Origin of the sequence: Arthrobacter phoenicis (assembly GCF_047238215.1) — a bacterium.
In the GTDB taxonomy this organism is placed as follows: Bacteria; Actinomycetota; Actinomycetes; order Actinomycetales; family Micrococcaceae; genus Arthrobacter.
The window spans coordinates 2,667,292-2,692,786 of record NZ_JBDFMK010000001.1 but is presented as its reverse complement, the minus strand read 5'-3'; the positions used below and the strand labels follow the sequence as shown (position 1 = coordinate 2,692,786).

The following is a 25,495-nucleotide window of genomic DNA, read 5'->3' as shown; positions in this document are numbered from 1 at the left end:
CTGGAACTTCTGAGACAACGTTCCGAGACCCGTTCACCTGCGCATTGAACCGTACCGGGTTTGATGCCGCTTCCTTTTTTGTGAAGGATGGCGATCATGCCCAAGCGATACCCCCAGGATCAGCGTGAGCGTGCCGTGCGGATGGTCCTGGACCACCTCAGTGAGTACGACTCCGTTTTCGCCGCCTGCTCCGCCATCGGACCCAAGCTGAACATCGGCAGGGAGTCCCTGCGCCGGTGGGTTCTCCAGGCCCAGATCGACGCCGACGAACGTCCCGGCGTCACCAGTGCCGAGCAGACCCGGATCAGGGAGCTGGAAAGTGAGAACCGGGAACTGCGGGAGGCCAACGAGATCCTGAAGAAAGCCTCGATTTTCTTCGCGAGGGAGCTCGACCCTCGCCGCCGCAAATAGCCGGATTCATCGACGAACTGCGTGCCGATGGCCACGGGGTCGAGCCGGCCTGCAAGGTCCTGCGTGAGCAGGGCGTTCAGGTCGCCCCGCGGACTTACCGGTCCTGGAAATCCAAAGCACCCGCTGCCCGGACTGTCACGGACGCTGCTATCGTCAACGCGCTGAAAGACACCGCAGAGAAACCCGAGTCCCTGTACGGACGGCGGAAAATGACAGCCTGGCTGCGCAGAGAGGGCCACGAAGTGGCCAGATGTACCGTCGACCGGCTCATGCGGGATGAAGCCATGAACGGCCTCGTCCGGGGCCGGAAACCCAAAGCCGTCGCGCCAGCGAAGGACTCCCAGCGGGCCCCGGATCTACTGAACAGGGACTTCACCGCGGCCCGGCCGAACGCCGTGTGGGTCACCGACTTCACCTATGTCAGAACGTGGGCCGGCTTTGCGTACGTGGCCTTCGCGATAGATGTCTTCTCCCGGGCGATCGTGGGCTGGCACGGCTCCACAATCAAGGACACGGACATGGTGCTCACCACCTTGAAGATGGCGCTCTGGCGCCGGGACCAGGCCGGAACGCCGGTCCCTGCTGGCATGGTTCATCACAGTGACGCCGGCTCCCAATACACCTCGATCCGGTTCGGAGAGGCACTGCTGCTTGAAGGCTTGGCGGCTTCCGTCGGCAGCGTCGGCGACGCGTACGACAACGCCCTCGCGGAATCCACGATCGGTCTGTACAAGAACGAATGCGTCCGCAAAGGCAGTCCCTTCATGACAGGCCCGCTAAAGCAGTTGGCGGATGTGGAGAAGGCGACCATGAACTGGGTCCACTGGTACAACACAGAGCGGCTGCACAGCACCTTGTCCATGATCCCGCCCGACGAGTTCGAGCAGAACTACTATGCTCAAATAGACGCCTCATCAGACGACGAGGCCACCAGCAAGAAGACGGCCTAAAACCCGGTACGGTTCACATCGCCGGTGGGCGGGTCTCGTCTCGTCTAGGAGATGTTCGCGAGACGCCAAAGTTCTTCTCTTGCGACAGGGAGTTCGCCTCTTGGACTCCTCCAGCGCGACCGAACGATCCGTGGGGGACGCCAAAAGAAGTTGGAGGCCCAGCAATGCCCCCAAGTGGGGCTGTTATCGGGCGATCAGCCGAAACCTGCCCAAGTATTCAAGGTGCTAATAATCAAGACTCACCCGCGGACGAAGGTCGGTGCACGCATGCCCGTCTGAGCACAAGAGGCTGGTGTGGGCGGCAACGCAATCGCAGGCAAGTAGCTCTCTAGGTCGGCGACAGCGAAGCGGACACTAAGGTGACAACACCCCTCGGCTGTCGGCCGGCACGCCGTCCGCCGGCAGCACGTGAATCTCACCCTTCAACAAGTTTTCGAGCAGGTCCTCGCGGACCGTCCCAAGACGGTCACGTTCGTCGGCAACCGCCTGGATCTGCACCCGGATGGCATCCGTCGAGGCAACTACCCGCTCACGGTCGTTCTCGTCCTCAGGCCACTTCACTGAGGTGGTGAACAGCTGCTTACGGTTGAACTTTGGCATTTTTGCTCTATCAGAGGCCATCACGACCTGGGCTGTGAAACTGTCCTCGAGGAGGACTTCCCGAAGGACGCCCGGGTGCACGCCGTCAGCAGGAGCGAGCGGGTAAGCATCTGCACTGCAAAGCACCGGAACGTCCGGAGTACATGCCTTCCGAAGGGCGGGCCGGACTTTCGACAGCACAACCTGCCCAGGGGATACGAGGAACTTGCCGCTGATGACGCCATCTTCCTTAGCGCTGCGCATGGGCAAGAGCCGCCCCGTAGACTTTTCAATCGCGTCGACACCCATATGAGGTAGCTCCGCGTGCTCCGGCAACCTCGGGTCTACAAGCTTGGCTGAAATAGCACATAGATCTCCCAGCGGCTTTGACGGCGCATCAGCCAGCAGCGACTGCCTCACAGCGGCCATTAATTTGATCAGGGCCACAGCTTCGTCATCGAGGGTGTCGATCGCTTCATCCACGGCAGCGATGACATTGATGATGCGACGCTGCACGGCAAGTGGCGGCTTCGGCACAAGCTGCATCACGAAGTCGGATTCCTTCCAACGGGCGCGACCGTCCCGCCCGTTGCGGGCTGAACCGATGCCCCGCAGCACGCTCCGTCGGAGGAAGCAAAGAGCCAGAAACCTCGGGTGGAAGGCCTCTGCATCTACCTTGTAAAGGGGGAACTCGTTGCTGACCAGGGCCCCCTCGAGCTCGCGCGGCACGACGGCGAAAGGACCGTTCTGCGTGTCGATGCGGCAGAACACGAAGTCCTCCGCTTGCGCTCGGGCTAGGGATTTTGTCTGAGGTCTACTAGTAGGGCGCAAGTAGGCGCCCCTGCCGTACCAGCGCACACCCATCGTTTCGTACTCGCTGCGCGGGTCAATATCGATCCTGTCAGTTCGGCGTTCGACGTGGTTTCCTATGGCCACGTGGGGCCACTCAGACATTGAAGCCCTCAATTCCCGCGCTACTCAGCACCTCAATCATGCGTTCGGATGCCTCGTTCCGCTGGGTGCGCGCCTCCTGCCAATCAGTGACTGCAGTGTCGAGATCATGGGTTGCCGCCTGGGGCCACGGGTTTCGACGAATTCCACGCGGGTCGATGCGACCGCCGTCCCCAAATATCGGGGTGCGCCAGGATTGCATCTCCCTCCCTTCGACAGAGTCCCGCACGGCTCGCAAGGCGTTCTCCCTGAGACTCGCCCACCTTCCTGTGTCGCGTCTCCCCTGCCCGACTCGAACCTCATGACCGTCGTCTTCGAGGTTTACAAAGGTAACGAGCGCATCGTGGCGATGGCCTGAGCTTGTTTTGGTGAAGCCAAAAACAGACGTTTTAACCACACGCCCCTGTTCAAAGAAGAGCTGGCCAGGCATGTCGATAACGAAGTCAAGGCGCGCCTTGTTCAGAATCACCTTGGCAACCGCATCATGCTTGGCCAGAACATTGTTAGGCATGATGATTACGAGACGACCGCCCTCTTCAAGGTACTCGATCGCCGACATCGTGAAGTTTATCGGGTTTTCGTTCTCATAAGGTGGATTAATCACACACTTGTTTGGCTCGAGTGACTTAATATAATCGCGCAACTGCTTGTCGGCCGCACTCACCTCAAACGATTTGCTCCGGGTGACCAGCGAGTCCCTGTACAGCAAGTTCGAGCGACCGTCGCCGTGAAGAAACATGTTCGAACACGCGAGAGCGAACAAGATCGGGTCGATCTCCAGCCCAACGAGCTGGTTCTCGTGTATGTGCTTGATCCGCGTTTCGTCGCCATGAGCCATCTCGACGAGCTGCTCCATGGCGTCCATAAGAAAGCCACCCGACCCCATACACGTGTCGAGGACTACGTCGTCCCGTCCCAGCTGCGCAAGATCGACCATTAAGGTCTTGATGTGATCAGGGGTCAAGATGATGTTCTTGTTGTCCATCTTCCCGGCCCGAGAAAGAAAGACCTTGTACGCCCGACCGAGGATGTCGCGCTTCATCAGGCGCTTCGAGGGTTGGTGCACCCGGTCATCAATGTCTGAGATTATGGCCTTGTATTCATGAAGGGGAATATCGACGGTCTTAATGAAGGCGAAGCGATCCTTCCAGTCAATTTCCTTGGACCAGTTCTCGTCCATCTTGTCTTTGAGCTGCCGATCGACTGCGGCGACGATTTCGTCATTCAGGAATCGCGCACGCACGAGCCGCCTATCAGCAGGTGGCTGCTGCAACTTATAGACGGCTCGGAACTGGTCGTCATCCAGAGCGATCATCAGGGCCGAGAAGAACAGAGAACGCTCAGTGTCTCGCACGCGAGAGTCCTTGTGGAACTTCTCGTTGAGGCCCACCAAAAATCGCTGAAGTTCCGCATCAGAAAGCGGATCTCCGTGCGCCGCAGTTTGGTAGTACTTCGTCAGCGCGTCAAGACTCACGAGGCTCCAGGGTGACTCCATCTCTTCGATCTCGTCACTCTCCCCTCGTCGCAATAAATGCGTCACACGCAAGCTTTCGAGAGTCTGCCCCGAAATTGCGATGCCAACGATGTCGGCGTGAGGCACCGCGTTGTTACTCATGTAGCTGCGAACGTCGGACACTGCTGCGGCATGATCCGATCGCAATCCGGGCTCGCCAGACTTGGCCTCGACGACGATGAGCCATTCGCCCATGTCCTTGAAAAAGTCCGGGAAGCCGTCTACGACGGAACCAGTGCGCTTGGACTGGAACCCGAACTCTTTCGGGATGTCGCGCTTCTCGACGAACGTTGAAGCCCCGTAAAACTCGCGGAAGATGTTCTCGGTCGTGCTCTCAGCCACTTCCGGTTACTTCTTGCCTTGCGCCGCAGACGTTATTCCGTGACGGAACTCCACCACGTCGCCGTCGGCCATGACGTATTCCTTACCTTCGATCCGGACCTTGCCGCGGGACTTGGCCTCGGCCATGGAACCGGCGTCGATCAGGTCGTCGAAGGAGACCACTTCGGCCTTGATGAAGCCACGCTGGAAGTCCGAGTGGATGACGCCGGCGGCCTGCGGAGCGGTGTCCCCCTGGTGGATGGTCCACGCGCGGGTCTCTTTGGGACCTGCGGTGAGGTAGGTCTGGAGCCCCAGGGTGTGGAAGCCGACGCGGGCCAGCTGGTCCAGGCCGGACTCTTCCTGGCCGTTCATTTCCAGCATCTCGCGGGCCTCGGCCTCGTCGAGTTCGACGAGGTCGGACTCGAGCTTGGCGTCCAGGAAGATGCAGTCGGCGGGAGCCACGAGGGCGCGCAGCTCATCCTGCTTCTCGGGGCTGCCGAGGATGCCTTCGTCGGCGTTGAACACGTAGATAAAGGGCTTGGCCGTCAGCAGGCCCAGCTCCTTCAGGTGTTCCATTTCCAGCTTGTCGCTCTTGATCGAGGAGAAGATGGTGTCGCCGCGCTCCAAGACGGCCTGGGCGGCCTTGACGGCGGCCAGCTCGGCAGCCTCACGCTTCTTGATCTTGACTTCTTTTTCGATCCGCGGGATGGCCTTCTCGATGGTCTGCAGGTCCGCGAGGATCAGCTCGGTGTTGATCGTTTCCATGTCCGAGCGGGGATCGACCTTGCCGTCGACGTGGATGACATCGGGGTCGTCGAACACGCGCACCACCTGGGCGATCGCCTCGGCCTCACGGATGTTGGCGAGGAACTGGTTGCCCAGGCCTTCACCCTCGGACGCGCCCTTGACGATGCCGGCAATGTCAACGAAGGACACTGCGGCCGGCAGGATGCGCTGGGAGCCGAAAATCCCGGCCAGCTTCTCCAGCCGCGGGTCCGGCAGGTTCACGACGCCGACATTGGGCTCGATGGTGGCGAACGGGTAGTTCGCCGCGAGCACCTGGTTGCGGGTCAGTGCGTTGAAAAGAGTTGATTTGCCGACGTTGGGCAGTCCGACGATGCCAATAGTAAGAGCCACGAGGATTGATTCTACCGGTAAACGGCTCCCCGGCGTCGCTGGCTAAAACTGTCAGGGGTGCGTGCCAGAGTGAAGCCATGGACGCTTTCGCACTCATTCTTGCCCTCCTGATGCTGCTCATCGGGGCCGTCGCCGGCGGCGGCTTCACCTTCGTCGTTCTCCGCCGCCGCGCGATTGGCCTCGAACAGGACTTCGACGGTCTTTCCGCCCGGCTTTCCGAGACCACGGCTCAGCTCGCCGCGGCCGACGCCGAACGCCGTCTCCTCGCAGCCCAGAACCGCGAGCTGGGTGACGCACGGTCGCAGGACGGCAGTGTGCTGCGCGCCCTGGCGCCCGTCGCGGAGAAGCTTTCCGCCGTCCAGCAGCAGGTTTCCCTGCTGGAGCGGGACCGCCTGGAACAGTACGGCCAGCTCGCCCAGCAGCTGCAGGAAGCCAGGCTCTCGGATGAGCAGCTGTTGCGCTCCACCCACGCCCTGGAATCCGCGCTCCGGTCGAACAGTGCGCGCGGCCAGTGGGGCGAGGTGCAGCTGCGCCGCGTCGTCGAGGCAGCCGGCATGCTGCGGCACGTGGACTTCCACGAGCAGGTGCACAGCACGGGGTCGGACTCCGCCGTGCGGCCGGACCTGGTGGTCCAGTTGCCCGGCGCGAAGCAGCTCGTGGTGGACGCCAAGGTCCCGCTCACCGCGTACCTTGAGGCGCAGGAACTCGGTGCGTCCGGCCGGGCCGGCCACGCCGCAGCGGGGACCGCAGGACAGGGCCCTTTGCTGGCGGCACATGCCAAGGCGCTCAAGGCGCATGTCGATGCGCTCAGCGGCAAGAAGTACTGGGACATCCCCGGCAACGCCCCGGAGCTGGTGATCTGCTTCCTGCCGGCCGAATCCATCTTGGCCGCGGCCCTGACGGCGGACCCTGCTTTGCTGGACTACGCCTTGTCCCGGAACGTGGTGCTGGCCTCCCCCGGCACGCTGCTGGCCGTCCTCAAGTCCGTGGCATTCACGTGGCGGCAGGACGTGCTGACAGACAGCGCCCGGGAACTGTTCGAACTGGCACAGCAGCTCTACGAGCGGATGGGCACCCTGGGTGAGAACGTCTCCAAGCTGGGCTCCTCGCTCAAGACGTCCGTGGACCGCTACAACTCGATGGTGGGTACCCTTGAGGCCCGGGTGCTGCCAACCGCGCGCAAGCTCAACGCCATGGATGCCGCCGGTCTCACCGCGCCGGTCACCGTCGAAGTGACGCCGCGGTCAGTGGCCGCCCCGGAACTCCAGTACGAGGCCCCCTCCCTTGCCGCAACCGGACCGGCCGAAGAGGGAGAGTCCGCCGCCTAAGGCTTTCCTGGAAGGCCGGGAGCCCTAGGAACCGGCGGCGGGGCGTGCCCCACGGCCGCCCAGGGCGCGGGAAACATCGCCGGCCTGCTTGAGGGTGGCCCGCAGTTCCTTCGGCAACGAGAACAGCAGGTCCTCCTCCGCGGTGACGACTTCCTCCACGGTGCCGTAGCCGTAGTCGGCCAGCAACCGGAGGACCTCCTGGACCAGGACCTCGGGCACGGAGGCGCCGGAGGTGACGCCGACGGTGGCAACGCCCTCGAACCAGGACTCGTCGACCTCGTTGGCGAAGTCCACCCGGTAGGAAGCCTTCGCCCCGTACTCCAGTGCCACCTCCACGAGCCGGACGGAGTTGGAGGAGTTGGCCGAACCCACCACGATCACCAGCTCTGCCTGCGGCGAGATCTTCTTGATCGCCACCTGCCGGTTGGTGGTGGCGTAGCAAATGTCATCGCTGGGCGGATCCTGCAAGGTCGGGAAGCGTTCCTTCAGCAGCCGGACCGTCTCCATGGTCTCGTCAACGCTGAGCGTCGTCTGCGAGAGCCAGATGACTTTCTCCGGGTCCCGGACGGTGACCTTGTCCACCTCGTGCGGGCCGTTGATGATCTGGATGTGTTCGGGGGCCTCACCGGCGGTGCCCTCGACCTCCTCGTGGCCGTCGTGGCCGATCAGCAGGATGTCGAAGTCGTCCTTGGCGAAACGGACGGCCTCGCGGTGGACCTTGGTCACCAGCGGGCAGGTCGCATCAATGGTGCGCAGGCCACGGTCCTCGGCGGACTGCACCACCGAGGGAGCCACGCCGTGCGCGGAGAAGATCACCAGGGCGCCCTCGGGGACTTCGTCGGTTTCGTCGACGAAGATGGCACCCTTCTCCTCCAGCGAGCTGACCACGTGGACGTTGTGGACGATCTGCTTCCGCACGTAGACCGGCGGCCCGTAGTGCTCGAGCGCCTTTTCCACGGCGATCACTGCGCGGTCAACGCCGGCGCAGTAGCCGCGCGGGGCCGCCAGCAGCACGCGCTTGGGCCCGGAAACGGGGGCCGCGGCCAGGATTTCCTCCGGCGAACGCCGCCGGCGCGGAACGGAGGGCATCGGAATGGAAACAGCGGTGGACGTCATGTCCCCCATGCTACCGGTGTTCGCTACGGCCGGGCCGTGGGCCGCCTGTGCGGGGCGACGATGCGGAGTACGATGCCGGCCACCAGCAGCGCACCGCCGGCCACCAAGGCGGCGATGATCCACTGTCCGAAGTTTGCGGTGGCGGCGTCCACGAATTCGCGCTTGAAGATGCCCGCGACGTCGTTGCCGCCCGAGGTCGTCAGGACAGCTTTCCCGGCCAGGTCCGAGCCGAACTTCCACACCGCGGCCAGCACGAGCGCGCCCAGGCCCATACCGGCCAGAACGGTCCACTTGCGGCGGGCAGCGACAAAAGCCAGGAGGAAAGCGATGCCGGCCCCCACGGCCACGGGCGTTCCCATCGGCGCATAGGCGGACACGCGTTCGATCATCTGGCGCTGACTGGATTGCCCGATGTTGATCCGGACCGTGTCGGGGGCCTTCAGCGACAGGGGCAGCGGGGAAGCCTCGGTGATCCGTTTCACCACCAGACCCACCAAGGGTGCGACGTCGAGGGTCAGGGAGGTAGCGCCGTCGGTTTCCGGGGGCAGGGTCGACGGGTCCGCAAAGCTCAGCCGGTGACTGCGGCGGAGAGTCTCCGCCCAGGCGTCCGCGTAGCCCGGAGCGGTGGTGAGGGACTTCGCCGCGTCGGTCAGGATCGGTTTGATCAGGTTGGCCAGTGCGTCCGGGAGCTGCTGCTGGCCGGTGCCGATGCCGTTCACCGCCGCCGTCGCCAGGCCCTGCTGGAAGGCGGGATCCTTGCCCAGCGGAGCGGTCAGGGCAACAAAACCGTCTTCCTGGACGATGTTGCGGTCCACCCAGAGGGCGGGGACGGCGACCGCGGACAAGGCGAGGCCGATCAGCACGGCGATGGCCGAGACAAAAGTGCGCACGAAAGTCTCCTGATGGGTTGGGAGTGAAGCCATCCTACGGGTGAGCCCGGGCGGACGGTTAAACCACCGCGCTCCCGGCCTCCAAGAGGCCGGCCGTTATAAAGTCGGATGCCGCTGGTATTGCTATGGATAGAGTTGAAGCCGGCCCCGCCGCCGGAACCGTTCCGAGACCACCACCGAAGGACCCCGCAACCATGCACCTGGCACCCCGCGTCGACAGCCGCCGGCATGTCTGAGGAGACCGCCGAGGCCACCACCCTGCCAGCCACCGCGGCCGGAACCAGCCCGGATAACCCGTGGCCGCTGCAGCTGCTCTCCCAGAAGCTGAAGGGCTACATCGACCGGGCACCGTCGGCGTGGGTGGAGGGGCAGGTCATCGAACTGAACCGCCGCGGCTCCAACGCCTACCTGACCCTGCGGGACATCGACGCGGAGATCTCCCTGCCGGCGTCCGTGTGGAGCAGCGTCCTGGACCGGCAGGCGACCCCGCTCGAACGCGGCTCACGCGTCGTGGCCCTGATCAAGGCCGAGTTCTGGCTGAAGACAGGCCGGCTGAACATGTCGGTCAAGGACATCCGCCCGGTGGGGCTCGGTGACCTGCTGGCCCGCATCGAACGGCTCCGCCAGGCGCTGGCCGCCGAGGGGCTCTTTGCCGAATCCCGCAAGAAACGGCTGCCGCTCCTGCCCCACCGGATCGGGCTGATCACCGGCCGGGACTCGGACGCCAAGAAAGATGTGCTCCGCAACGCGGCGTTGCGCTGGCCCGCCGTCGAGTTTGAAATCCGTGAGGTCGCCGTCCAGGGCAACACCGCCGTCGCGCAGGTCCTCGGCGCTCTCCGCGAGCTCGACGCCCATCCGGGGGTGGACGTCATCGTCATCGCCCGCGGCGGCGGCTCCCTCGAGGATCTCCTGCCGTTCAGCAGCGAGGAGCTCATCCGCGCCGTCTCCGCGGCGTCCACCCCGGTGGTCAGCGCGATCGGCCACGAGGCGGACCGGCCCATCCTCGACGACGTCGCCGACCTGCGCGCCTCCACCCCCACCGACGCGGCCAAGCGGATCGTGCCCGACGTGGCGGAGGAACTCGCCCGGGTCCGGCAGGCCCGCGACCACCTGCGCCGCGGCGTCGGCCGGCTGGTCGACCGGGAAACTGACCGGCTGGCATCGCTCCGGTCCCGGCCCGTCCTCTCCGCCCCCGAGGGGATGATCACCACCCGCCACGACGACGTCGAACGGCTCAAGAACCGCTCGCACGCCGCGATCACCACGGCCGTGGTCCGCGCCGCGGACCAGCTGGTGCACCTCAAGGCGCAAATCCGGGCCCTGTCCCCGCAGAAAACCCTGGACCGCGGCTATGCCGTGGTCCAGTTGGACGACGGCATCGTCGAACCCGGGGCCCGGCACGAGGTCATCCGCTCCCCCGACGAGGCCCCGGACGGCACCGCCCTGGCCATCCGGGTGGCCGGCGGAAAATTCACCGCCCGGTCCACCGGCGGCGCCGAACCCACCGACGACTAACCCAACAGACCACCAGGAGAACCACCATGGCAGCGGACAGCGCGGCAACGCCCACCACCCACACGGACCTCGACGCCCTCAGCTACGAGGAAGCCCGCGAACAGCTGGTCGCGGTCGTCGGCAAACTGGAGGCCGGCGGGGTCAGCCTCGAAGACTCACTCGCCCTGTGGGAACGCGGCGAGGCACTGGCGAAGCGCTGCGAGCAGTGGCTGGAGGGTGCCCGGAAGCGCCTGGCCGCCGCGAAGGAGCACGCGGCCGACGAGTCCTAGGAGCGCCGGACCAGCTCCCGCTCCATGTCCAGGTCTATCTCCGGGGCGGGCCACTGCAGGGCCAGGGACTCCAGTGCGTCCAGCAGCAGCTGCTGCACGGCGATCCGGGCGTACCACTTCTTGTTCGCCGGCACCACGTGCCAAGGCGCGTGCTCGGTGCTGGTCCGCTCAAAGGCAGCCTGGTAGGCGTCCATGTAGTCGTCCCAGAACGCCCGCTCCTTGAGGTCGTTGCCGCTGTACTTCCAGTGCTTGGCCGGATCGTCCAGGCGGGCGAGCAGACGCTCCTGCTGCTCGTCCCGGCTGATGTGCAGCATCACCTTGACGATCTTGGTGCCTGCCGCGGCCTGCCGCGCCTCAAATTCGTTGATGGCCCGGTAGCGGCGGTCCAGTTCCTCGGCGTCGGCCCAGCGGTGCACCCGGTGGATCAGGACGTCCTCGTAGTGGGAACGGTCGAAGACGCCGACCATTCCGGCCGCCGGCACTTCCTTCTCGATCCGCCACAAAAAATCGTAGGACTGCTCCTCGGCCGTGGGTGCCTTGAAGGATTTGAGCTGCACGCCCTGCGGGTTCATCTGGCCCATGACATGGTTGACGATCCCGCCCTTGCCGGCGGTGTCCATCGCCTGCAGGACCAGCAGCACCCGTTTCTTGCCACCGGCGCGCGACTCCGCGAAGAGCTGCTCCTGGAGCCGGGTCAGCTTGCCGTCGAGTTCGCCGAGCAGGGTCTCGCCCGCGGCCTTGTCGCCGCTGTACCCGGGGGTGGCGCCGGGGTCCACACCGCCCAGGCTGAACTTCTTGCCCGCCCTCAGCAACTCGGCGGGATGTTCCTCAAAGTTCACGGCGTCTGCCATTACAGCCTCATTCCGGTCCGGGCAGCCTGCCTCCGCGACGGGTGTCCGGCGGCGCTGCTGACCCGAATCCTAGTTGCCCTTGTAGCGGCTGAGGAAGTCCGCCATGCGGTTGATGGCTTCCTCCAGGTCCTTGACGTTGGGCAGCGTGACCATGCGGAAGTGGTCCGGCCGCACCCAGTTGAAGGCCCGGCCGTGGGAGACCAGGATCTTCTGCTGCCGGAGCAGGTCCAGCACAAACTTCTCGTCGTCCCGGATGTGGTAGACCTCGGGGTCCAGTTTGGGGAACAGGTACATGGCACCCCGGGCCTGCTGCGTGCTGACGCCGGGAATGGCGTTGAGCATGTCGTAGGCCTTGTTGCGCTGTTCCAGCAACCGGCCGCCGGGCAGGATGAGATCGTTGATGCTCTGGTACCCGCCGAGGGCGGTCTGGATGGCATGCTGGGCCGGGACGTTGGCGCAGAGCCGCATGTTGGCCAGCAGATTGATGCCCTCGAGGTAGTCCGCGGCATTCTTCTTCGGCCCGGAGATGGCCATCCAGCCGGCCCGGAACCCGCAGACACGGTAGGCCTTGGACAGTCCGCTGAAGGTCAGGCAGAGCACGTCGTCGCCGGTGAGGCTCGCCATGTTCACGTGGACGGCGTCTTCGTAGAGGATCTTCTCGTAGATCTCGTCGGCGAAGAGCACCAGGCCGTGCTTTTCGGCCAAGGCCACGATCTTCTTCAGCGTCTCCTCGGGGTAGACGGCGCCCGTGGGGTTGTTGGGGTTGATCACCACGATGCCCTTGGTGCGCGGGCTGATCTTGGCTTCCAGGTCCTCCAGGTCCGGCTGCCAGCCGGACTCCTCGTCGCAGAGATAGTGGACGGGCTTGCCGCCGGCGAGGGCGACGGAGGCGGTCCACAGCGGGTAGTCCGGTGTGGGGATCAGCACCTCGTCGCCGGCGTCGAGCAGGGCCATCAGGGACATGGTGATCAGTTCGCTGACACCGTTGCCGAGGTAGATGTCGTCGACGTGGATGTTCTGGATGCCGCGGGTCTGGTAGTACTGCGAGACGGCGGTGCGGGCGGAGAAGATGCCGCGGGAGTCGCTGTAGCCCTGGGCGTGCGGCAGGTGGCGGATCATGTCCACCAGGATCGCGTCCGGCGCTTCGAAACCAAACGGGGCCGGGTTTCCGATGTTCAGTTTGAGGATGCGGTGACCCTCTGCCTCCATCTGCTGGGCGGCCTGAAGAATCGGTCCACGGATGTCGTAGAGGACATTATGAAGCTTGGTGGACTGCTGGATTTCTGCCATCCATCAAATATGCCATAAGGGTGATGGACTTCCCCTGAGACTTGCCTCACAGACCGTCACAGCCTCACGGACCGACGGCAACGGCCGCCGGGTCCCGGTGATCCGGGTCCCGGCGGCCGCCGTCGTCAGGAGGTGGCGCCGTCTACTTGACGATGCCCTTGTCCTTCAGCCACGCCGCGGCGGCGTCCTTCGGGTTCTGCTTCTGGCTGCCGCTGACCGCCCGGTTGAGGTTGATCAGGTCGTCAGTGGTGAGCTGCTTGGAGACGGCGTTCAGCGCTTCCTTGGCCTTGTCCGTCATCTTCGCCTTGTTGTACAGCGGCAGGACCTGCTGGGCGATGAAGTTGTTCTTCGGGTCCTCCAGCACCACCAGGTCGTTATCCGCGATTGCGGGGGTGGTGGTGTAGATATCGGCTACCTGGACCTGGTCGGAGAGCAGGGCCTTGACCGTCAGGGGGCCGCCGCCGTCGCTGAACGGTTCCAGCTTCTTGGGCTCGCAGTTGTAGTTCTTCTTCAGGCCCGGGAGGCCGTAGGCGCGCTCGGCGAACGTCGCGGGGGCGCCGACGACGATCTCGTTGCAAACCTTGGCCAGATCCTCGATGGACTTCAGCTTGTACTTCTCCGCGGTGGCCTTCGTGACCACCATGGCGTCCTTGTCCTCGGCCTTGGACGCATCCAGCACTGCCAGGCCGTCGGGCAGCTTGCCGGGCAGTGCCTTGGCGATGTCGTCCGCGGAAACCTCGGTGGCTTCCTTGTTTACGTACAGCAGGAGGTTGCCGGTGTAGTCCGGAACCACGTCCACCGAGCCGTCCTGGACGGCTTTGAAATACACCTCGCGGGAGCCGATGTTCGGCTTGGTGGTGGCGGTGACGCCGGCCGCATTCAGGGCACCGGCGTACAGCTCGGCGATGATCTGGCTCTCGGTGAAGTCGGCCGAGCCGATCACCAGGGACCCGCCGGCGCCGCCGGTGGAACCGCCGCTGGCGGGCGCGGAGGACAGCGGGTTGGACGAGCCACCGCAGGCGGACAGCGCCAGGGCCAGGCCGACACCGGTGGCCAGGGCGCCGAATGCGCGCCTGCCGAGGGCTCGTTGGCGGTTTTCCTTCATGATGTACCTCCTTGAAGAACAGGCTCCGCGGTCGCGGGGTCTGTGAGATCAACCGTGGCCTGCTGGCCCCGGTTTGGTGTGCGGGCGGCGCCCCGGACGAGGAAGAGCCGCTGGAACAGGGCGAGGACGAGGTCGACGGCGATCGCCAGCACGGCGATCAGCAGCGAACCGCCGAGCATCTGGGGGAAGTCGGAGAGCACCAGCCCGTCGAAGAGGTAGCGCCCCAGGCCGCCGAGGTTGATGTACGCGACCACCGAGACGGTGGCGATGACCTGCAGCACGCCGGTGCGGAACCCGCCAAACATGACGGGCAGGGCATTGGGGAACTCGGCCCGGAACAGCACCTGGAGTTCGGTCATGCCCATCGCGCGGGCGGCGTCCACCACGTTCCGGTCCACGCTGGAGATGCCGGCATAGGTGCCGGCCAGCAGGGGCGGGACGGTCAGGATCACGAGGGCCCAGACCGGGGGCATCAGCCCGATTCCGGCGAGCAAAACAAAGAGCGTCAGCAGGCCCAGGGTGGGCAGGGCCCGCAGCGCGCCGGCGAGGGCGACGACGGCCACCCGGCCGCGGCCGGTGTGTCCGACGTACAGGCCCACCGGCACGGCGATGGCCACGGCGATCAGCATGACCAGGCCGGTGTACTGCAGGTGCTCGGCCAGGCGTACGGGTATCCCGGTGCTGCCGGACCAGTGGTCCGGGTCGGCCAGCCAGGCGAAAGTATCGGAGAAGACGTTGCTCATGCGCCGGCCTCCACGGTGGCCGCGCTGCCGCGGGTGGCCCGCTCCGAGCCGGCCGGGGTGGCGCCCGCGGCGCGGGCCCACGGGGTCAGGAGGCGTTCGAGGACCACGAGGATTGCGTCCATCACGAGGGCGAGGATCAGGATGGCGATGATGCCCACCATCACCTCGGTGACGAAGTCGCGCTGCAGTCCGGAGGTGAACAGCATGCCGAGGTTTCCGATGCCCAGCAGCGCCGCGACGCTGACCAGCGAGATGTTACTGACCGAGACCACCCGGAGGCCGGCGAACATCACGGGCAGGGACAGCGGCAGGTCGATCTGCAGGAAGCGGGCCAGCGGCCTGAAGCCCATGGCGACGGCGGCCTGCTGCAGGTCATCGTCCACCGAATCGAAGGCGTCGAGGGCGGCACGGACCAGGAGCGCCACCGCATAGATGGTCAGCGCGACGACCACGTTGAGGGGGTCCAGGATCCGGGTGCCGATCACGGTGGGCAGGATGATGAACAGCGCGAGGGAGGGAATGGTGTAGAGCAGGGACGAGGCCGTGAGGACCACGGCCCGGAGGGTGCTGCTGCGTCGCGCCAGCTGGGCGAGCGGGATCGCGATCAGCAGGCCCAGGACCATCGGAATCACCGCGAGGACCAGGTGCTGGCCCGCGAGGGTGAAGACGGTTCCGCTGTTGGCCAGGAACCATTCCATCAGAGCCGTCCCTGCCTGGCCCGCCGGTCCGCGTCGATGACGGCGAGCACCTCGTCGGCCTTGAGAATCCCGGCGACGCGGCCGTCGTCGTCGACGGCGACTCCCAGGCCCGAGGGCGAGGACAGCGCCGCATCCAGGGCGCGGCGGAGGGTCTCGCCCTTGCGGAAGAGGGAGCCGCCGGGGACGGTGGCCGCTCCTGCCCCGGGACCGCTCCAGCCCAGGGGACGGCCCTCGTCATCGACCACCAGCTGCCAGTCTCCGGCCCCGTTGCCGGTGCCGAGCTCGTGGAGCCGGACGGTCTGCGCTGCGTGGATGCGGACGCCGTCGGACGGGCTGAAGGCCAGGTGCCGGAAGCCGCGGTCCCGGCCCACGAAGGCCGCCACGAACTCATTCGCGGGAGCGCGCAGGATTTCCTCCGGCGCGGCGTACTGGGCGAGCTTTCCACCGGTAGCGAAGACGGCAACCTTGTCCCCCAGGACGGTGGCCTCGTCGATGTCGTGGGTGACGAACACGATGGTCTTGGCGAGGTCCCGCTGCAGGCGCAGGAGTTCCTTTTGCAGCTCGTCGCGGACCAGGGGGTCCACGGCGCTGAACGGCTCGTCCATGAGCAGCACGGGCGGGTCCGCGGCGAGCGCCCGGGCCACGCCGACGCGCTGCTGCTGGCCGCCGGAGAGCTGGGAGGGGTAGCGCTTCCCGAGGGTGGAGGCGAGCCCGACGACGTCGAGCAGCTCCTCGGCGCGCTTGCGGGATTCGGCCTTGGAGACGCCGTTGAGCCGCGGGACGGTGGCGATGTTGTCCAGGACTGTGCGGTGCGGCATGAGGCCGGAGGACTGCATGACGTAGCCCATGGAGCGGCGCAGCTGGGGTGCGGGGACGCTGGTGACGTCCCGGCCGTCCACGGTCAGGGTGCCCGAGGTCGGCTCCACCATGCGGTTGATCATCCGCAGGGAGGTGGTCTTGCCGCAGCCGGACGGGCCGACGAAAACCGTGATCGCGCCCTTGTCGATGGACATGCTCAGATCGTCGACGGCGGCCTGGCCGCCCTGGTACGTCTTCGTGACGCTCTGGAACTCGATCATGGCCTCTGCCATTACGGGCTTACCTAACTGTTGGCGGCAACATGGGACGGTCCAGCCAACTGATCATATGCATGCTTATTTTTTACTGTAAAGCGAGTAGGAGCCCAGCGTAACGGGCGCCGCAGACAGGTTGATCAAACGAGTCGAAAAAGTGATCAAACCGTCCCACGGCGCCCGCGTCTCCCGCAGCGACGGCGGACCGCCTCCGCGGGGAGAGCGAAACTCTCCCCGCGGAGACTTCGGCACCGTTGACCGGACGGATGGGCGTAACTTTCCATTAGCGGCCGCGCCGCCCGGCCTTGTTACCCCTGCTGGCGCCCCTGCCGCTGCCGGGTTCACCGGAGCCGGCGGCCCGTTTGGCCCCGTACCCCTCACCCAGGCGTTCCGCCGCCCGCTGGCCGCGGCTGGCCGCGGACACTTTCTGGTGCCATTCCCGCTGGTAGGCCCGGCGCGCGGCCGCGTCGTGCCGGCGGCCCAGGGCGGCGAGCTCGCGCTCCATCTTCCGGTAGCTGGTCCAGCGGCGGGCCTCCAGGGTGCCGTCGGCGAGCGCCGCCTGAACGGCGCAGCCCGGTTCGCGGTCGTGGGCGCAGTCGGCGAACCGGCAGGCGGCAAACAGCTCCTCGAGGTCGCCGAACATCTCTCCCATGCCGTCCTCGGCGTCGTACAGGCCGAAGCCGCGCACCCCCGGGGTGTCCATCAGGACGGCGCCGCCCGGGAGCGGCACCAACTCGCGGACGGTGGTGGTGTGGCGGCCCTTGCCGTCACCGGTCCGGACGGGGCCGGTGTCCTGGACGTCGGCCCCGGCGAGCGCATTGATCAGCGTCGACTTCCCGGCTCCGGAGGGTCCCAGCAGCATGATGGTGCCTCCCGGAGGCAGGTGGGCGAGCAGTTCCTCGAGCCCGTCGCCCTGCTGCGCGGACGTGGTGACCACCGCGGCGCCGGCAGCCTGGTGGAGGACGGTGGCGACGACGTCGTCCGCCACGCCCGCCAGGTCCGCCTTCGTGATGACCACCAGGGGTGTGGCGCCGGAATCCCAGGCGGCCACAAGCGTGCGCTCCAGGCGGTTATGGGTGAGGGGCCGGTCCACCGGCACCACCACCCCTACGAGGTCCATGTTGGCGCCAAGCACCTGGGCCTCCGAGGAGGCGTCGAAGGCCTGTTTGCGGGTCAGGGCGGTCCGGCGGGGCAGGACGTCGATAATGACCGTCTCCCCCGCGCTGTCGCGGCCGAGCCACACCCAGTCGCCGGTGGCGGGCAGGCCGCCGTGGCGGGGATAAGGGAGGTGGAGCGGACCGTCGTGGGCGGCGACCACGACGCGGGTGCGGTCGACGCGGGCCACGCGGCCGGCACCGGTTCCTCCGGACACGGGATGGCCGGCAAACAGGTCCCGGACAGAATCGGTGAAACCGTACGCTTCCGGGCCCTGGAGGCCGTGGTGGTGGTGAAGAGATGGTGCAGAGTGCGCGTTCAAATGAGCGTTCAATGGGAACCCTTTGTACTGGGCCCCGGGACATGTCGCCCGCCGCGGTCGGAATGGACCGGTGGATACCCGCCCGGCAGGGGGCGCCGGTGGTCGGGTCAGGAAGCGCGGACGGCCGGGGCAGAACGTGTGCTGTGGCTGCTGATGGTGCGCTGCGCACACTGGTCCGTTGCAATCATCACGTTCACCTCCCCCGCAGTAACTTTCGCATTTCCCCGCTGCCGTTCACGGCCCGGTGTCTTCAGGGTAGCCGCCCCCGCGGCCGCTGGCTAGGGCCCGTTCGGGGAGAGCCTGCCGTCCAGCGGCCGTTCCCGGTAGAGCCTCAACGCCACGTCCACCAGCGAGACCCGGTTCAGTCCGGCGACCTCGGCCAGCGGGATCCATGCCGCGTGCGTGGTGCTGCCGCCGACCTCATGGCGCAACTCTCCCCCAGTGATCTCCGCTTCGTAGACGAGCCGGAGCGACTGGAAGTCCCGGTGGCCGCCGTCGAGCCGTGACTCGGCGGGCCAGTACCCGACGTCGACGCCAAGCAGGGCGCCGACGGCGGCGTCGTAGCCTGTCTCCTCGAAGATCTCCCGCCGGCAGCCGTCCACGGGGTGTTCGGCCAGGTCCAGTCCCCCGCCGGGCAGCGTCCAGCCCTCGCGGCCGCCCTGCTTCCAGTACGCGAGGAGGAGGCTGTCGTCGCGGATGACGACGCCGTAGGCGGCCGGGCGGGTGTCGAATGGCAGGGTCTGGCCGCTGGCGGGAACCATCCGGCACCGCGACAGCGTGGGCAGCGACGTGATTGTGCGGCCCGGGGAGCTCAACATCATGACCGCCGGCCGGGGCGTCTCCCACTCCGAGTTCGCGGTGCTGCCCGGCGGCCCCGATGCCGAAATGCCTCTGCAGCGCGGCCTGCAGCTGTGGGTGGCGCTCCCGGACAGCGACCGGCACCGCGCCCCGGCGTTCGAACAGCACCGGGACCTGCCCGTGGTCCGCGGCGAGGGCTTCGCGGCGACGGTCATGGTGGGAAGCTTGGCCGGGACGACGTCGCCCGCCACCACCTTCACTCCGATCCTTGGGGCCGACATCAGTTGCGACGGGCCCCTGGACCTGCCCTTGGACCCGGACTTCGAGCACGCCGTCCTGGTGCTCGACGGCAGCGTGGAACTGGACGGCCAGCAGGTGCCGCCGGGACCGCTGGGCTACCTCGGCACCGGCCGGGACCGACTGAAACTGGTGGCCGCTCCCGGGACCCGGTTCGTGCTGCTCGGCGGGGAACCGTTCGAGGAGGAACTGCTGATGTGGTGGAACTTCGTCGGCCGCAGCCACGAGGAGGTGGCCCAGGCGAGGGCGGACTGGGAGGCGCAGGCCGGACTCACGGACGCGGACGCCGCGTCGGCCCGCTTCGGCCTGGTGCCAGGCCACGGGCCCGAGGCCGGCCCGGAAGCCGGGCGGATCCCCGCGCCGCCGCTGCCCGGGGTTCCCTTGCGACCGCGCCGGCGGCACTAACGACGACGGAGGGGTGGCCCGCCGGGCCCTGGTAGGCCGGCTCAGTCCTGTTCGGCGACGAGCTGCAGGACCCCGAACACCGGCTCCTGCTGCAGCACCCGGACGTCGGTGATCCCCTCGGCGGCGAGCGCAGTGCGGAACGCATCCTGCAGGCGCACCACGTTCATACCGAGCCCGCTGCCCAGGATCACCGGCCCGGCGATGCCGAGCTGCCGGAGGGTCTGCGCGGCGAGGTCCGCCAGGTCGCGTCCGGCCTGTCCGATCAAGGCCTGGCTGGCGGGGTGTCCGGCGTCGGCGGCCTCGACCACCAGACGCGCCTGCTGGGCCCAGAAGCGCCGACCGGTGGCCGGTGAGTGGAAGAGGGCAATGAGCTTGTTGGGGTGGTCCGTGCCGCAGGAGGCCAGCAGCGCCCGGGTCAGTTCGTCGGGTTCCAGTCCCTGATTCATCCGGCGCAGGCTGTGCCGGACAGCTTCCCGGCCGAGCCAGTAGCCGCTGCCCTCGTCGCCGAGCAGGTAACCCCAGCCTCCGGCCCGGGCCTCGGCGCCGTCGGCGTTGCGCCCCCAGGCGGCGGAACCGGTGCCGGCGATGACGGCCACTCCGGTGGCGGCTCCCCCGGCCGCCAGCAGCAGCCGGGAGTCATGCACCACGGTGACCCGGGCGCCGGGGGCGTGCGGGGCAATCAGCGCGGCGAGCGCGGCGGCGTCCTCGTCCGTATCGATGCCGCCGGCGCCGGCATAGACGCGGGCGATCGTGCCGCCGCCGATCCGGGCAAACAGCTCCGCCAGGTTCCTGGCCGCCTCCTCGGGAGTGACGTTTTGGACGTTGGCGCTGCCGACGGACTCGTCGGCCACGGGGACGCCGGCTTCGAAGCGGACACCGCGGGTCTTCGTTCCGCCGATGTCCAGGCCGATCACGGCCCCGTCAGGGCTCGGGACGGCGGCCGGGGAAACGGAGGGAGTGTCAGAATGGGTCACCGGACAAGCCTACTGACAACGGCCGCCGAAAATCCCGTCAGGAGTACCCATGCCGCACCCGATGTTTGGCACCAGCGTCATCGCAGCGCCGATGGCCGGCGGGACGTCGACGCCGTCGTTCGTCACCGCCGTGCACCAGGCCGGCGGCCTGGGCTTCCTTGCCGCCGGCTACATGGACCCCGCCGCCATGGCGGCCGAGATCCGCTCCGTGCGCGCCACGGGCGCCAGGTTCGGGATGAACGTCTTCGTCCCCGACCCGGCCCAGCTGCCGCCGGGCCCCGCCGTGATGGCGGCGCTGGAGGCGTACCGCCAGGAGCTGATCCCCGAGGCGGAGCGCTACGGCATTGAGCTCCCGGCGCCGCGGCTGGACGATGACGACAGCTGGCAGGAGAAGATCGAGCTGCTGCTTGCCGACCCCGTGGAACTGGTCAGCTTCACCTTCGGCCTGCCCGGGACGGACACGGTGCGTCGCCTGCAGCAGAAAGGTTCCCTGGTCCTGGCCACGGTGACCGGGGTGGCCGAGGCGAGGCTTGCGGAGGAACGCGGCGTGGACGCCGTGGTGGTGCAGCACTCCTGCGCTGGCGGGCACAGCGGGGCCTTCCTGCCGGGATCGGCCGGGCCTGCGGAGGGAACGACGGCGGACCTGGTGCGGGCCGTCCACGCCGCCGTCGGACTCCCCCTGGTGGCTGCTGGCGGCATCATGGACGCGTCCGGCGTGGCCGGCGTCCTCGCCGCGGGGGCCGGCGCCGCACAGGTAGGGACGGCCCTGCTGCGCACCGCGGAAAGCGGAACCCGCCAGCTGCACAAGGACGCACTGGCCAACCCGCGCTTCACCGGAACGGCCATGACCCGGGCGTTCACGGGACGCTCCGCCCGGGCCCTGGTGAACGAGTTCGTCGCCGCACACCCCGACGCGCCGGAAGCCTACCCCGCGGTCCATCACCTGACGGCCCCGCTGCGGGCCGCCGCAGCCGCCGCCGGCGATCCGGAACGGCTGAACCTCTGGGCGGGCACCGGATGGCGGGAGGCGCAGCCCGGGCCGGTCGCCGGGGTGCTGGCACGACTCCTGGGCTAGCCGGGCTTAACGCGCCGGCGCAGCGCACCGGCCGCCGGAGACGACCAGTCAGTGCCCGGAGCGGCCACGGACGAAGCCTGCCAGCAGGGAGGGGCCCTCGCTGAGCACCAGCTCCCGGAACAGCCGTACCGGGTCCGGTTCGGCGTCGGCCCCGCCGCGCTGTTCCCGCCAGGCGAGGCCGATCTCACGGAAGGCCAGGTCCGACTCCAGCGCCAGCTCCACCCAGCCCAGTTCCGGCGGCTGCCCGGGCTGGTGCCGGTCCAGGGACGGCCCCGCCGGCGGAAGGATGCTGACGCCCAGCCCGGCCGAGACCAGGCCCCGGGCCGTATGGGAGTCCTGGCTTTCGAAGGCAATCCGCGGCCGGAACCCGGCCTCCCGGAACAGGGCATCGGAGAGGGAGCGCAGCCCGTACCCGGAGCCCATCGCCACGAACGGTTCGGCCCGCACTTCGGCCAGCGGCACGCTTGCCCGGCCCGCCAGACGGTGACTGTGGTGGACCACCAACCGCAGCGGTTCACGGTAGAGGGCGGCGGAGGAAATTCCCCGGGTGGGGGCGGCGACGGGGGCGGTCAACGCCAGGTCCGCCTCGCCCGCGGCAAGCTCGGCCAGGCATCCGTCGCGGGAGCCCTGGCTGAGCTGGAAGGCCGGCTGCGGGTGCCGCCGGTGGAAGGCGCTAATCAGCAGGGGCAGCATCGCCTCGCCGAAGGTGTGCTGAAAGGACACCGCGATCCTGCCGCGGACCACCTCCGATTCGTGCCGGACCACGTCCAGTCCCGCCTGAAACTGGGAAAGTGCTGCCTCGATGTGCGGCAGCAACGCCTCCGCCGCAGGGGTGAGCCGGACACCCCGGCCGTCACGGAGCAGCAGTTCCGTACCGATGAGGCGGCCTGCCCGCGCTATGCCGCGGCTGACCGTGGATTGCGGCACGCCCAAGGCCTCGGCCGCCGCGGTGACGTGCCGGGTCCGGCCCAGCTCGGCCAGGACCGGAAGCAGCGGCAGCAGCTGGACAAGGTGTTTGTGCTCCACATCCACGCGGGACCTCCTCGGCACGGGACCTCCCGACGGGCCGGAAGTGTTCCGTTACGGCTATGAATCTGATGATAATGATGCATTGGAAGCATACCCGGCCGACGTCTACGCTGGGCAGATGCCCCACCACCCCGCCTCCAGCCCCGCCACCGGCCGGCCCACCCCCGCGGTTCCGCCCGTCGCCGGCGCTGAACTCCCGGGGAACCAGGAGCACCGGGAACCCCAGGCAGCGTGGGCCGGCCACCGCAAGGGCTCCGCGGGGTACCGCAGGATCCTCGCCGGCCTGGCCTTCGCCGGCGTCGCCACGTTCGCGCAGCTGTACTCCACCCAGGCCGTCCTGCCGCTGATTGCGCGCGGGATGCAGGTCACCGCGGCGGAGGCCGCCCTGACGATCTCCCTCGCCACGGTCGGGCTGGCCCTCACGGTCCTGCCGTGGTCCTTTGTTGCGGACCGGGTGGGACGGGTCCGGGCCATGGCCTGGGCGATCTCGGCGGCAACCGTTTTCGGCCTGCTGGCGCCGCTGGCGCCGACATTCCCGGTGCTGCTCGCCCTGCGGGCACTGGAAGGTATGGCACTGGGCGGGATTCCGGCGATCGCGGTGGCCTACCTGAATGAGGAGATCACCAAGGCCCAGGCCGCCCTGGCCGCCGGGACCTACGTTGCCGGCACCACCCTGGGCGGGCTGGCCGGCCGGTTGCTCGCCGGGCCCGTCGGCGAACTCTGGGGCTGGCGCGCCGCCGTCCTGTGCGTCTCCGCCATGGCCGCGGTGGCGGCGGTCCTATTCCTGGTCCTGGTCCCGCCGGCCCGGAACTTCACCCCATCCCCCGCCGGGGGCTTGCGCGGCGCGCTGGCCACCCTGGGACGCCACAGCCGGAACCCCCGACTGCTGGCCATCTACCTGCAGGCCTTCCTGCTGATGGGCGGGTTCGTGGCGGTCTACAACTATCTGGGCTTCCGGCTCTCCGCAGCACCGTTCGGCCTGCCGGCCACCCTGATTAGCCTGATCTTCCTGGCCTATCTCTCCGGCACGGTCTCGGCCCGCTGGGCCGCCGGGCTGACCGCGAGGTATGGCCGGCGGAACGTCCTGATCGCCGGCACGGTGCTGATGGTGGGCGGCCTCGCCTTGACGCTCACCGCCCAGCTGGTCCTGATCCTGGCCGGGCTCCTGATCTTCACCGGCGGTTTCTTCGCCGCCCACAGCATCGGCTCCGGCTGGACCGGGGTGATCGCCAGCGGCGGCCGGGCCCAGGCCGCCTCGCTCTACAACCTCGCGTATTACCTGGGCTCCAGCGTCCTGGGCTGGGCAGGGGGCCTGCTGTTCCAGTCGCTGGGCTGGACTGCGCTGGCCCTGGGGGTCATGGCACTGGCGGCGACGACGGCGGCCGTCACCGCCGTCGTCCATCCGGCCGGGGTGCCCGGCGCCGCGCAGGCCTAGCGCGTGGCTTCCAGGGCCTGAACCATGTCCGCGATGATGTCCGCCGGGTCCTCGAGGCCCACCGAGACCCGCAACAGCTCGGCGTGCGGCCTCGCCTCGGCCGCAACGGGCCGGTGTGTCAGGCCGGCGGGATGCTGGATGAGGGAGTCGATGCCGCCCAGGGAGACCGCGTGGCTGAGCAGCCGGACGGCGCCCGGAAGCCGCTCGGCATGGTCCGGGCTGCCCAGCTCAAAGGCCAGCAGCGATCCCGGTCCGGCCATCTGGGTCCCCACCAGCCCCTGCGGATCGCAGTCCGGCAGTCCCGGGTAGTAGACGCGGCGGACCAGCCCGTGGCCGGCCAGGGCGAAGGCCACCTTATGCGCGCCGACCTGCTGGGCCCGGACCCGGACCGGCAGGGTGGCCAGGCCGCGATGCAGCAGGTAGGCCGGCCAGGGCGTCAGGATTCCGCCGGTGATGGCCCGCACCCTCCGCAGCCGGGCGGCCCACTCGCCGTCGGCCGCAATGACCCCGCCCATCGCGTCCCCGTGGCCGCCGATGAACTTGGTGGCACTGTGCAGCACCATGGCCGCCCCGTGGCGTGCCGGCTGCTGTAGCACCGGGGTGGCGAAGGTGTTGTCCACCAGCACCGGGACCCCGTCGGCGGCGGCCACGACGGCGGCGATGTCCACCAGGTCCAGGCTGGGGTTCGCCGGTGTCTCCAGGATGACCAGGCCGGTGTCCGGCCGCAGCGCACCGCGCACGCCGTCGGCCGTGGTGAAGGTGACCTCGGTGCCCAGTGCGCCGGTGGCCAGCAGGTGGTCGCTGCCGCCGTAGAGCGGCCGGACGGCGACGACGTGCTTCCGGCCCGTCGCCACGACGGCCAGCAGTGCGGCACTCAGCGCCGCCATGCCGCTGGCGAAGCCCACGGCCTCGGGCATCGCCTCAAGCAGGGCCACGCCCTCTTCGAAGCGTGCCACCGTCGGGTTCCAGAGCCGCTGGTAGACCGTGCTTTGGCCCTCCAGCGGGGTGCCACCCGTGGCCAGCTGCTCGTAGGCGAGGCCGCCGTCGTGGACGGAGGGAAGCGGGGCGGTGGTGGACAGGTCGATCGGGACGGCATGCAGGCCCTGGTCCGTGAGGCCCTGACGGCCGGCGTGGACGGCCTGGGAGTCGAAGGAAAGCACGATTCTCCTTGTGAATATTCGCCATTGAATAGGGAAAGTATCCGGCAGATATTCGGAAGGAGACAGGTGTTTCGAATGGAACCGGCGGATATGGCCGCCTATGAT

General features: G+C 67.8%; 22 protein-coding genes, 1 pseudogene and 1 other annotated feature. Of the genes and pseudogenes, 7 read left to right on the top strand and 16 right to left on the bottom strand.

The window, feature by feature from the left end; all coding sequences use genetic code 11:
- The first annotated feature begins 96 nt into the window (after positions 1 to 96).
- A protein-coding gene (locus ABC337_RS12720; protein ID WP_412882480.1) for an IS3 family transposase occupies positions 97 to 1,361 on the top strand; the annotation gives its coding sequence in 2 pieces (ribosomal slippage) (positions 97 to 370 and positions 370 to 1,361; 1,266 coding nt in all).
- Positions 366 to 500: a sequence feature (AL1L pseudoknot), on the top strand. (Overlaps the previous gene by 135 nt.)
- Positions 1,362 to 1,715: 354 nt before the next feature.
- On the opposite strand, the gene ABC337_RS12715 is transcribed toward ABC337_RS12720, so the two are convergent.
- The 3 genes from ABC337_RS12715 to ychF all read right to left on the bottom strand — a co-directional run bounded on the left by ABC337_RS12715 (position 1,716) and on the right by ychF (position 5,862).
- On the bottom strand, positions 1,716 to 2,711 hold the full coding sequence (locus tag ABC337_RS12715; RefSeq protein WP_412883658.1) for a restriction endonuclease subunit S: 996 nt from the start codon (positions 2,709 to 2,711) through the stop codon (positions 1,716 to 1,718).
- Positions 2,712 to 2,886: 175 nt separating this feature from the next.
- Positions 2,887 to 4,746, bottom strand: a complete 1,860-nt coding sequence (locus ABC337_RS12710) for an HsdM family class I SAM-dependent methyltransferase (protein ID WP_412883659.1) — start codon at positions 4,744 to 4,746, stop codon at positions 2,887 to 2,889.
- Between the two features lie 6 nt (positions 4,747 to 4,752).
- On the bottom strand, positions 4,753 to 5,862 hold the full coding sequence (gene ychF / locus ABC337_RS12705; RefSeq protein WP_412883660.1) for a redox-regulated ATPase YchF: 1,110 nt from the start codon (positions 5,860 to 5,862) through the stop codon (positions 4,753 to 4,755).
- A 77-nt stretch (positions 5,863 to 5,939) separates the two neighbouring features.
- On the opposite strand from ychF, the gene ABC337_RS12700 reads away from it, so the two are divergent.
- Complete coding sequence (locus ABC337_RS12700) at positions 5,940 to 7,190, top strand: DNA recombination protein RmuC (protein WP_412883661.1); 1,251 nt, start codon at positions 5,940 to 5,942, stop codon at positions 7,188 to 7,190.
- A gap of 24 nt (positions 7,191 to 7,214) precedes the next feature.
- On the opposite strand, the gene ABC337_RS12695 is transcribed toward ABC337_RS12700, so the two are convergent.
- On the bottom strand, positions 7,215 to 8,306 hold the full coding sequence (locus ABC337_RS12695) for a 4-hydroxy-3-methylbut-2-enyl diphosphate reductase (protein ID WP_412883662.1): 1,092 nt from the start codon (positions 8,304 to 8,306) through the stop codon (positions 7,215 to 7,217).
- 23 nt (positions 8,307 to 8,329) lie between these two features.
- Positions 8,330 to 9,196: a hypothetical protein gene (locus ABC337_RS12690; protein ID WP_412883663.1), complete on the bottom strand. Its 867-nt coding sequence runs from the start codon at positions 9,194 to 9,196 to the stop codon at positions 8,330 to 8,332.
- A gap of 228 nt (positions 9,197 to 9,424) precedes the next feature.
- On the opposite strand from ABC337_RS12690, the gene xseA reads away from it, so the two are divergent.
- Positions 9,425 to 10,711, top strand: a complete 1,287-nt coding sequence (gene xseA, locus ABC337_RS12685; RefSeq protein ID WP_412883664.1) for an exodeoxyribonuclease VII large subunit — start codon at positions 9,425 to 9,427, stop codon at positions 10,709 to 10,711.
- A 26-nt stretch (positions 10,712 to 10,737) separates the two neighbouring features.
- A complete protein-coding gene (locus ABC337_RS12680) occupies positions 10,738 to 10,980 on the top strand; it encodes an exodeoxyribonuclease VII small subunit (protein WP_412883665.1) in 243 nt (80 codons plus the stop codon).
- Here ABC337_RS12680 and ABC337_RS12675 read toward each other — a convergent pair.
- The 8 genes from ABC337_RS12675 to ABC337_RS12640 form a co-directional block, all read right to left on the bottom strand.
- Complete coding sequence (locus ABC337_RS12675) at positions 10,977 to 11,831, bottom strand: polyphosphate kinase 2 family protein (protein ID WP_412883666.1); 855 nt, start codon at positions 11,829 to 11,831, stop codon at positions 10,977 to 10,979. The genes ABC337_RS12680 and ABC337_RS12675 overlap by 4 nt on opposite strands.
- A 69-nt stretch (positions 11,832 to 11,900) precedes the next feature.
- Positions 11,901 to 13,121, bottom strand: a complete 1,221-nt coding sequence (locus ABC337_RS12670; protein ID WP_412883667.1) for a pyridoxal phosphate-dependent aminotransferase — start codon at positions 13,119 to 13,121, stop codon at positions 11,901 to 11,903.
- Between the two features lie 142 nt (positions 13,122 to 13,263).
- Positions 13,264 to 14,226 (bottom strand): ABC transporter substrate-binding protein, encoded by a 963-nt coding sequence (locus ABC337_RS12665; protein WP_290255816.1) that lies wholly within the window; start codon positions 14,224 to 14,226, stop codon positions 13,264 to 13,266.
- Entirely contained in the window at positions 14,223 to 14,969 is a 747-nt protein-coding gene (locus ABC337_RS12660; protein ID WP_290255817.1) for an ABC transporter permease, read from the bottom strand. The genes ABC337_RS12665 and ABC337_RS12660 overlap by 4 nt, the downstream gene beginning before the upstream one ends.
- Entirely contained in the window at positions 14,966 to 15,667 is a 702-nt protein-coding gene (locus tag ABC337_RS12655; protein WP_412883668.1) for an ABC transporter permease, read from the bottom strand. Before ABC337_RS12655 ends, ABC337_RS12660 begins: the two co-directional genes overlap by 4 nt.
- Positions 15,667 to 16,758, bottom strand: coding sequence for an ABC transporter ATP-binding protein (locus ABC337_RS12650; RefSeq protein WP_412883669.1), 1,092 nt, complete (start codon positions 16,756 to 16,758; stop codon positions 15,667 to 15,669). The genes ABC337_RS12655 and ABC337_RS12650 overlap by 1 nt, the downstream gene beginning before the upstream one ends.
- 265 nt (positions 16,759 to 17,023) lie before the next feature.
- Positions 17,024 to 18,229 carry a ribosome small subunit-dependent GTPase A gene (gene rsgA, locus ABC337_RS12645; protein ID WP_412883670.1) on the bottom strand — a complete coding sequence of 402 codons (1,206 nt, stop codon included), beginning with the start codon at positions 18,227 to 18,229 and terminating at the stop codon, positions 17,024 to 17,026.
- Positions 18,230 to 18,495: 266 nt separating this feature from the next.
- Positions 18,496 to 18,978 (bottom strand): NUDIX hydrolase, encoded by a 483-nt coding sequence (locus ABC337_RS12640; RefSeq protein WP_412883671.1) that lies wholly within the window; start codon positions 18,976 to 18,978, stop codon positions 18,496 to 18,498.
- Between ABC337_RS12640 and ABC337_RS12635 the strand changes: the two are divergent.
- Positions 18,959 to 19,717 (top strand): annotated as a pseudogene (locus ABC337_RS12635) (pirin family protein); the annotation flags it as partial. The gene ABC337_RS12640 and the pseudogene ABC337_RS12635 sit on opposite strands and share 20 nt — an antisense overlap.
- Positions 19,718 to 19,758: 41 nt before the next feature.
- Here the strand turns inward: ABC337_RS12635 and ABC337_RS12630 are convergent.
- Entirely contained in the window at positions 19,759 to 20,691 is a 933-nt protein-coding gene (locus ABC337_RS12630; protein ID WP_412883672.1) for an N-acetylglucosamine kinase, read from the bottom strand.
- A 49-nt stretch (positions 20,692 to 20,740) separates the two neighbouring features.
- Here ABC337_RS12630 and ABC337_RS12625 point away from each other — a divergent pair, with 49 nt between their 5' ends.
- Positions 20,741 to 21,766: a nitronate monooxygenase gene (locus ABC337_RS12625; protein ID WP_412883673.1), complete on the top strand. Its 1,026-nt coding sequence runs from the start codon at positions 20,741 to 20,743 to the stop codon at positions 21,764 to 21,766.
- A 48-nt stretch (positions 21,767 to 21,814) separates the two neighbouring features.
- On the opposite strand, the gene ABC337_RS12620 is transcribed toward ABC337_RS12625, so the two are convergent.
- Complete coding sequence (locus ABC337_RS12620) at positions 21,815 to 22,798, bottom strand: LysR family transcriptional regulator (RefSeq protein ID WP_412883674.1); 984 nt, start codon at positions 22,796 to 22,798, stop codon at positions 21,815 to 21,817.
- Between the two features lie 115 nt (positions 22,799 to 22,913).
- Between ABC337_RS12620 and ABC337_RS12615 the strand changes: the two genes are divergently transcribed.
- Positions 22,914 to 24,230, top strand: coding sequence for an MFS transporter (locus ABC337_RS12615; protein WP_412883675.1), 1,317 nt, complete (start codon positions 22,914 to 22,916; stop codon positions 24,228 to 24,230).
- Here ABC337_RS12615 and ABC337_RS12610 read toward each other — a convergent pair.
- Complete coding sequence (locus tag ABC337_RS12610) at positions 24,227 to 25,390, bottom strand: trans-sulfuration enzyme family protein (protein ID WP_412883676.1); 1,164 nt, start codon at positions 25,388 to 25,390, stop codon at positions 24,227 to 24,229. The genes ABC337_RS12615 and ABC337_RS12610 overlap by 4 nt on opposite strands.
- Between the last annotated feature and the right edge of the window lie 105 nt (positions 25,391 to 25,495).

Bases quoted from the DNA above. Each gene is read 5' to 3' on its own strand.
- ABC337_RS12700 (WP_412883661.1), top strand. From the start codon at position 5,940: ATGGACGCTTTCGCACTCATTCTTGCCCTCCTGATGCTGCTCATCGGG.
- ABC337_RS12695 (WP_412883662.1), bottom strand. From the start codon at position 8,306: ATGACGTCCACCGCTGTTTCCATTCCGATGCCCTCCGTTCCGCGCCGG.
- xseA (WP_412883664.1), top strand. From the start codon at position 9,425: ATGTCTGAGGAGACCGCCGAGGCCACCACCCTGCCAGCCACCGCGGCC.
- ABC337_RS12680 (WP_412883665.1), top strand. From the start codon at position 10,738: ATGGCAGCGGACAGCGCGGCAACGCCCACCACCCACACGGACCTCGAC.
- ABC337_RS12675 (WP_412883666.1), bottom strand. From the start codon at position 11,831: ATGGCAGACGCCGTGAACTTTGAGGAACATCCCGCCGAGTTGCTGAGG.
- ABC337_RS12670 (WP_412883667.1), bottom strand. From the start codon at position 13,121: ATGGCAGAAATCCAGCAGTCCACCAAGCTTCATAATGTCCTCTACGAC.
- ABC337_RS12665 (WP_290255816.1), bottom strand. From the start codon at position 14,226: ATGAAGGAAAACCGCCAACGAGCCCTCGGCAGGCGCGCATTCGGCGCC.
- ABC337_RS12660 (WP_290255817.1), bottom strand. From the start codon at position 14,969: ATGAGCAACGTCTTCTCCGATACTTTCGCCTGGCTGGCCGACCCGGAC.
- ABC337_RS12655 (WP_412883668.1), bottom strand. From the start codon at position 15,667: ATGGAATGGTTCCTGGCCAACAGCGGAACCGTCTTCACCCTCGCGGGC.
- ABC337_RS12650 (WP_412883669.1), bottom strand. From the start codon at position 16,758: ATGGCAGAGGCCATGATCGAGTTCCAGAGCGTCACGAAGACGTACCAG.
- ABC337_RS12640 (WP_412883671.1), bottom strand. From the start codon at position 18,978: ATGGTTCCCGCCAGCGGCCAGACCCTGCCATTCGACACCCGCCCGGCC.
- ABC337_RS12625 (WP_412883673.1), top strand. From the start codon at position 20,741: ATGCCGCACCCGATGTTTGGCACCAGCGTCATCGCAGCGCCGATGGCC.
- ABC337_RS12615 (WP_412883675.1), top strand. From the start codon at position 22,914: ATGCCCCACCACCCCGCCTCCAGCCCCGCCACCGGCCGGCCCACCCCC.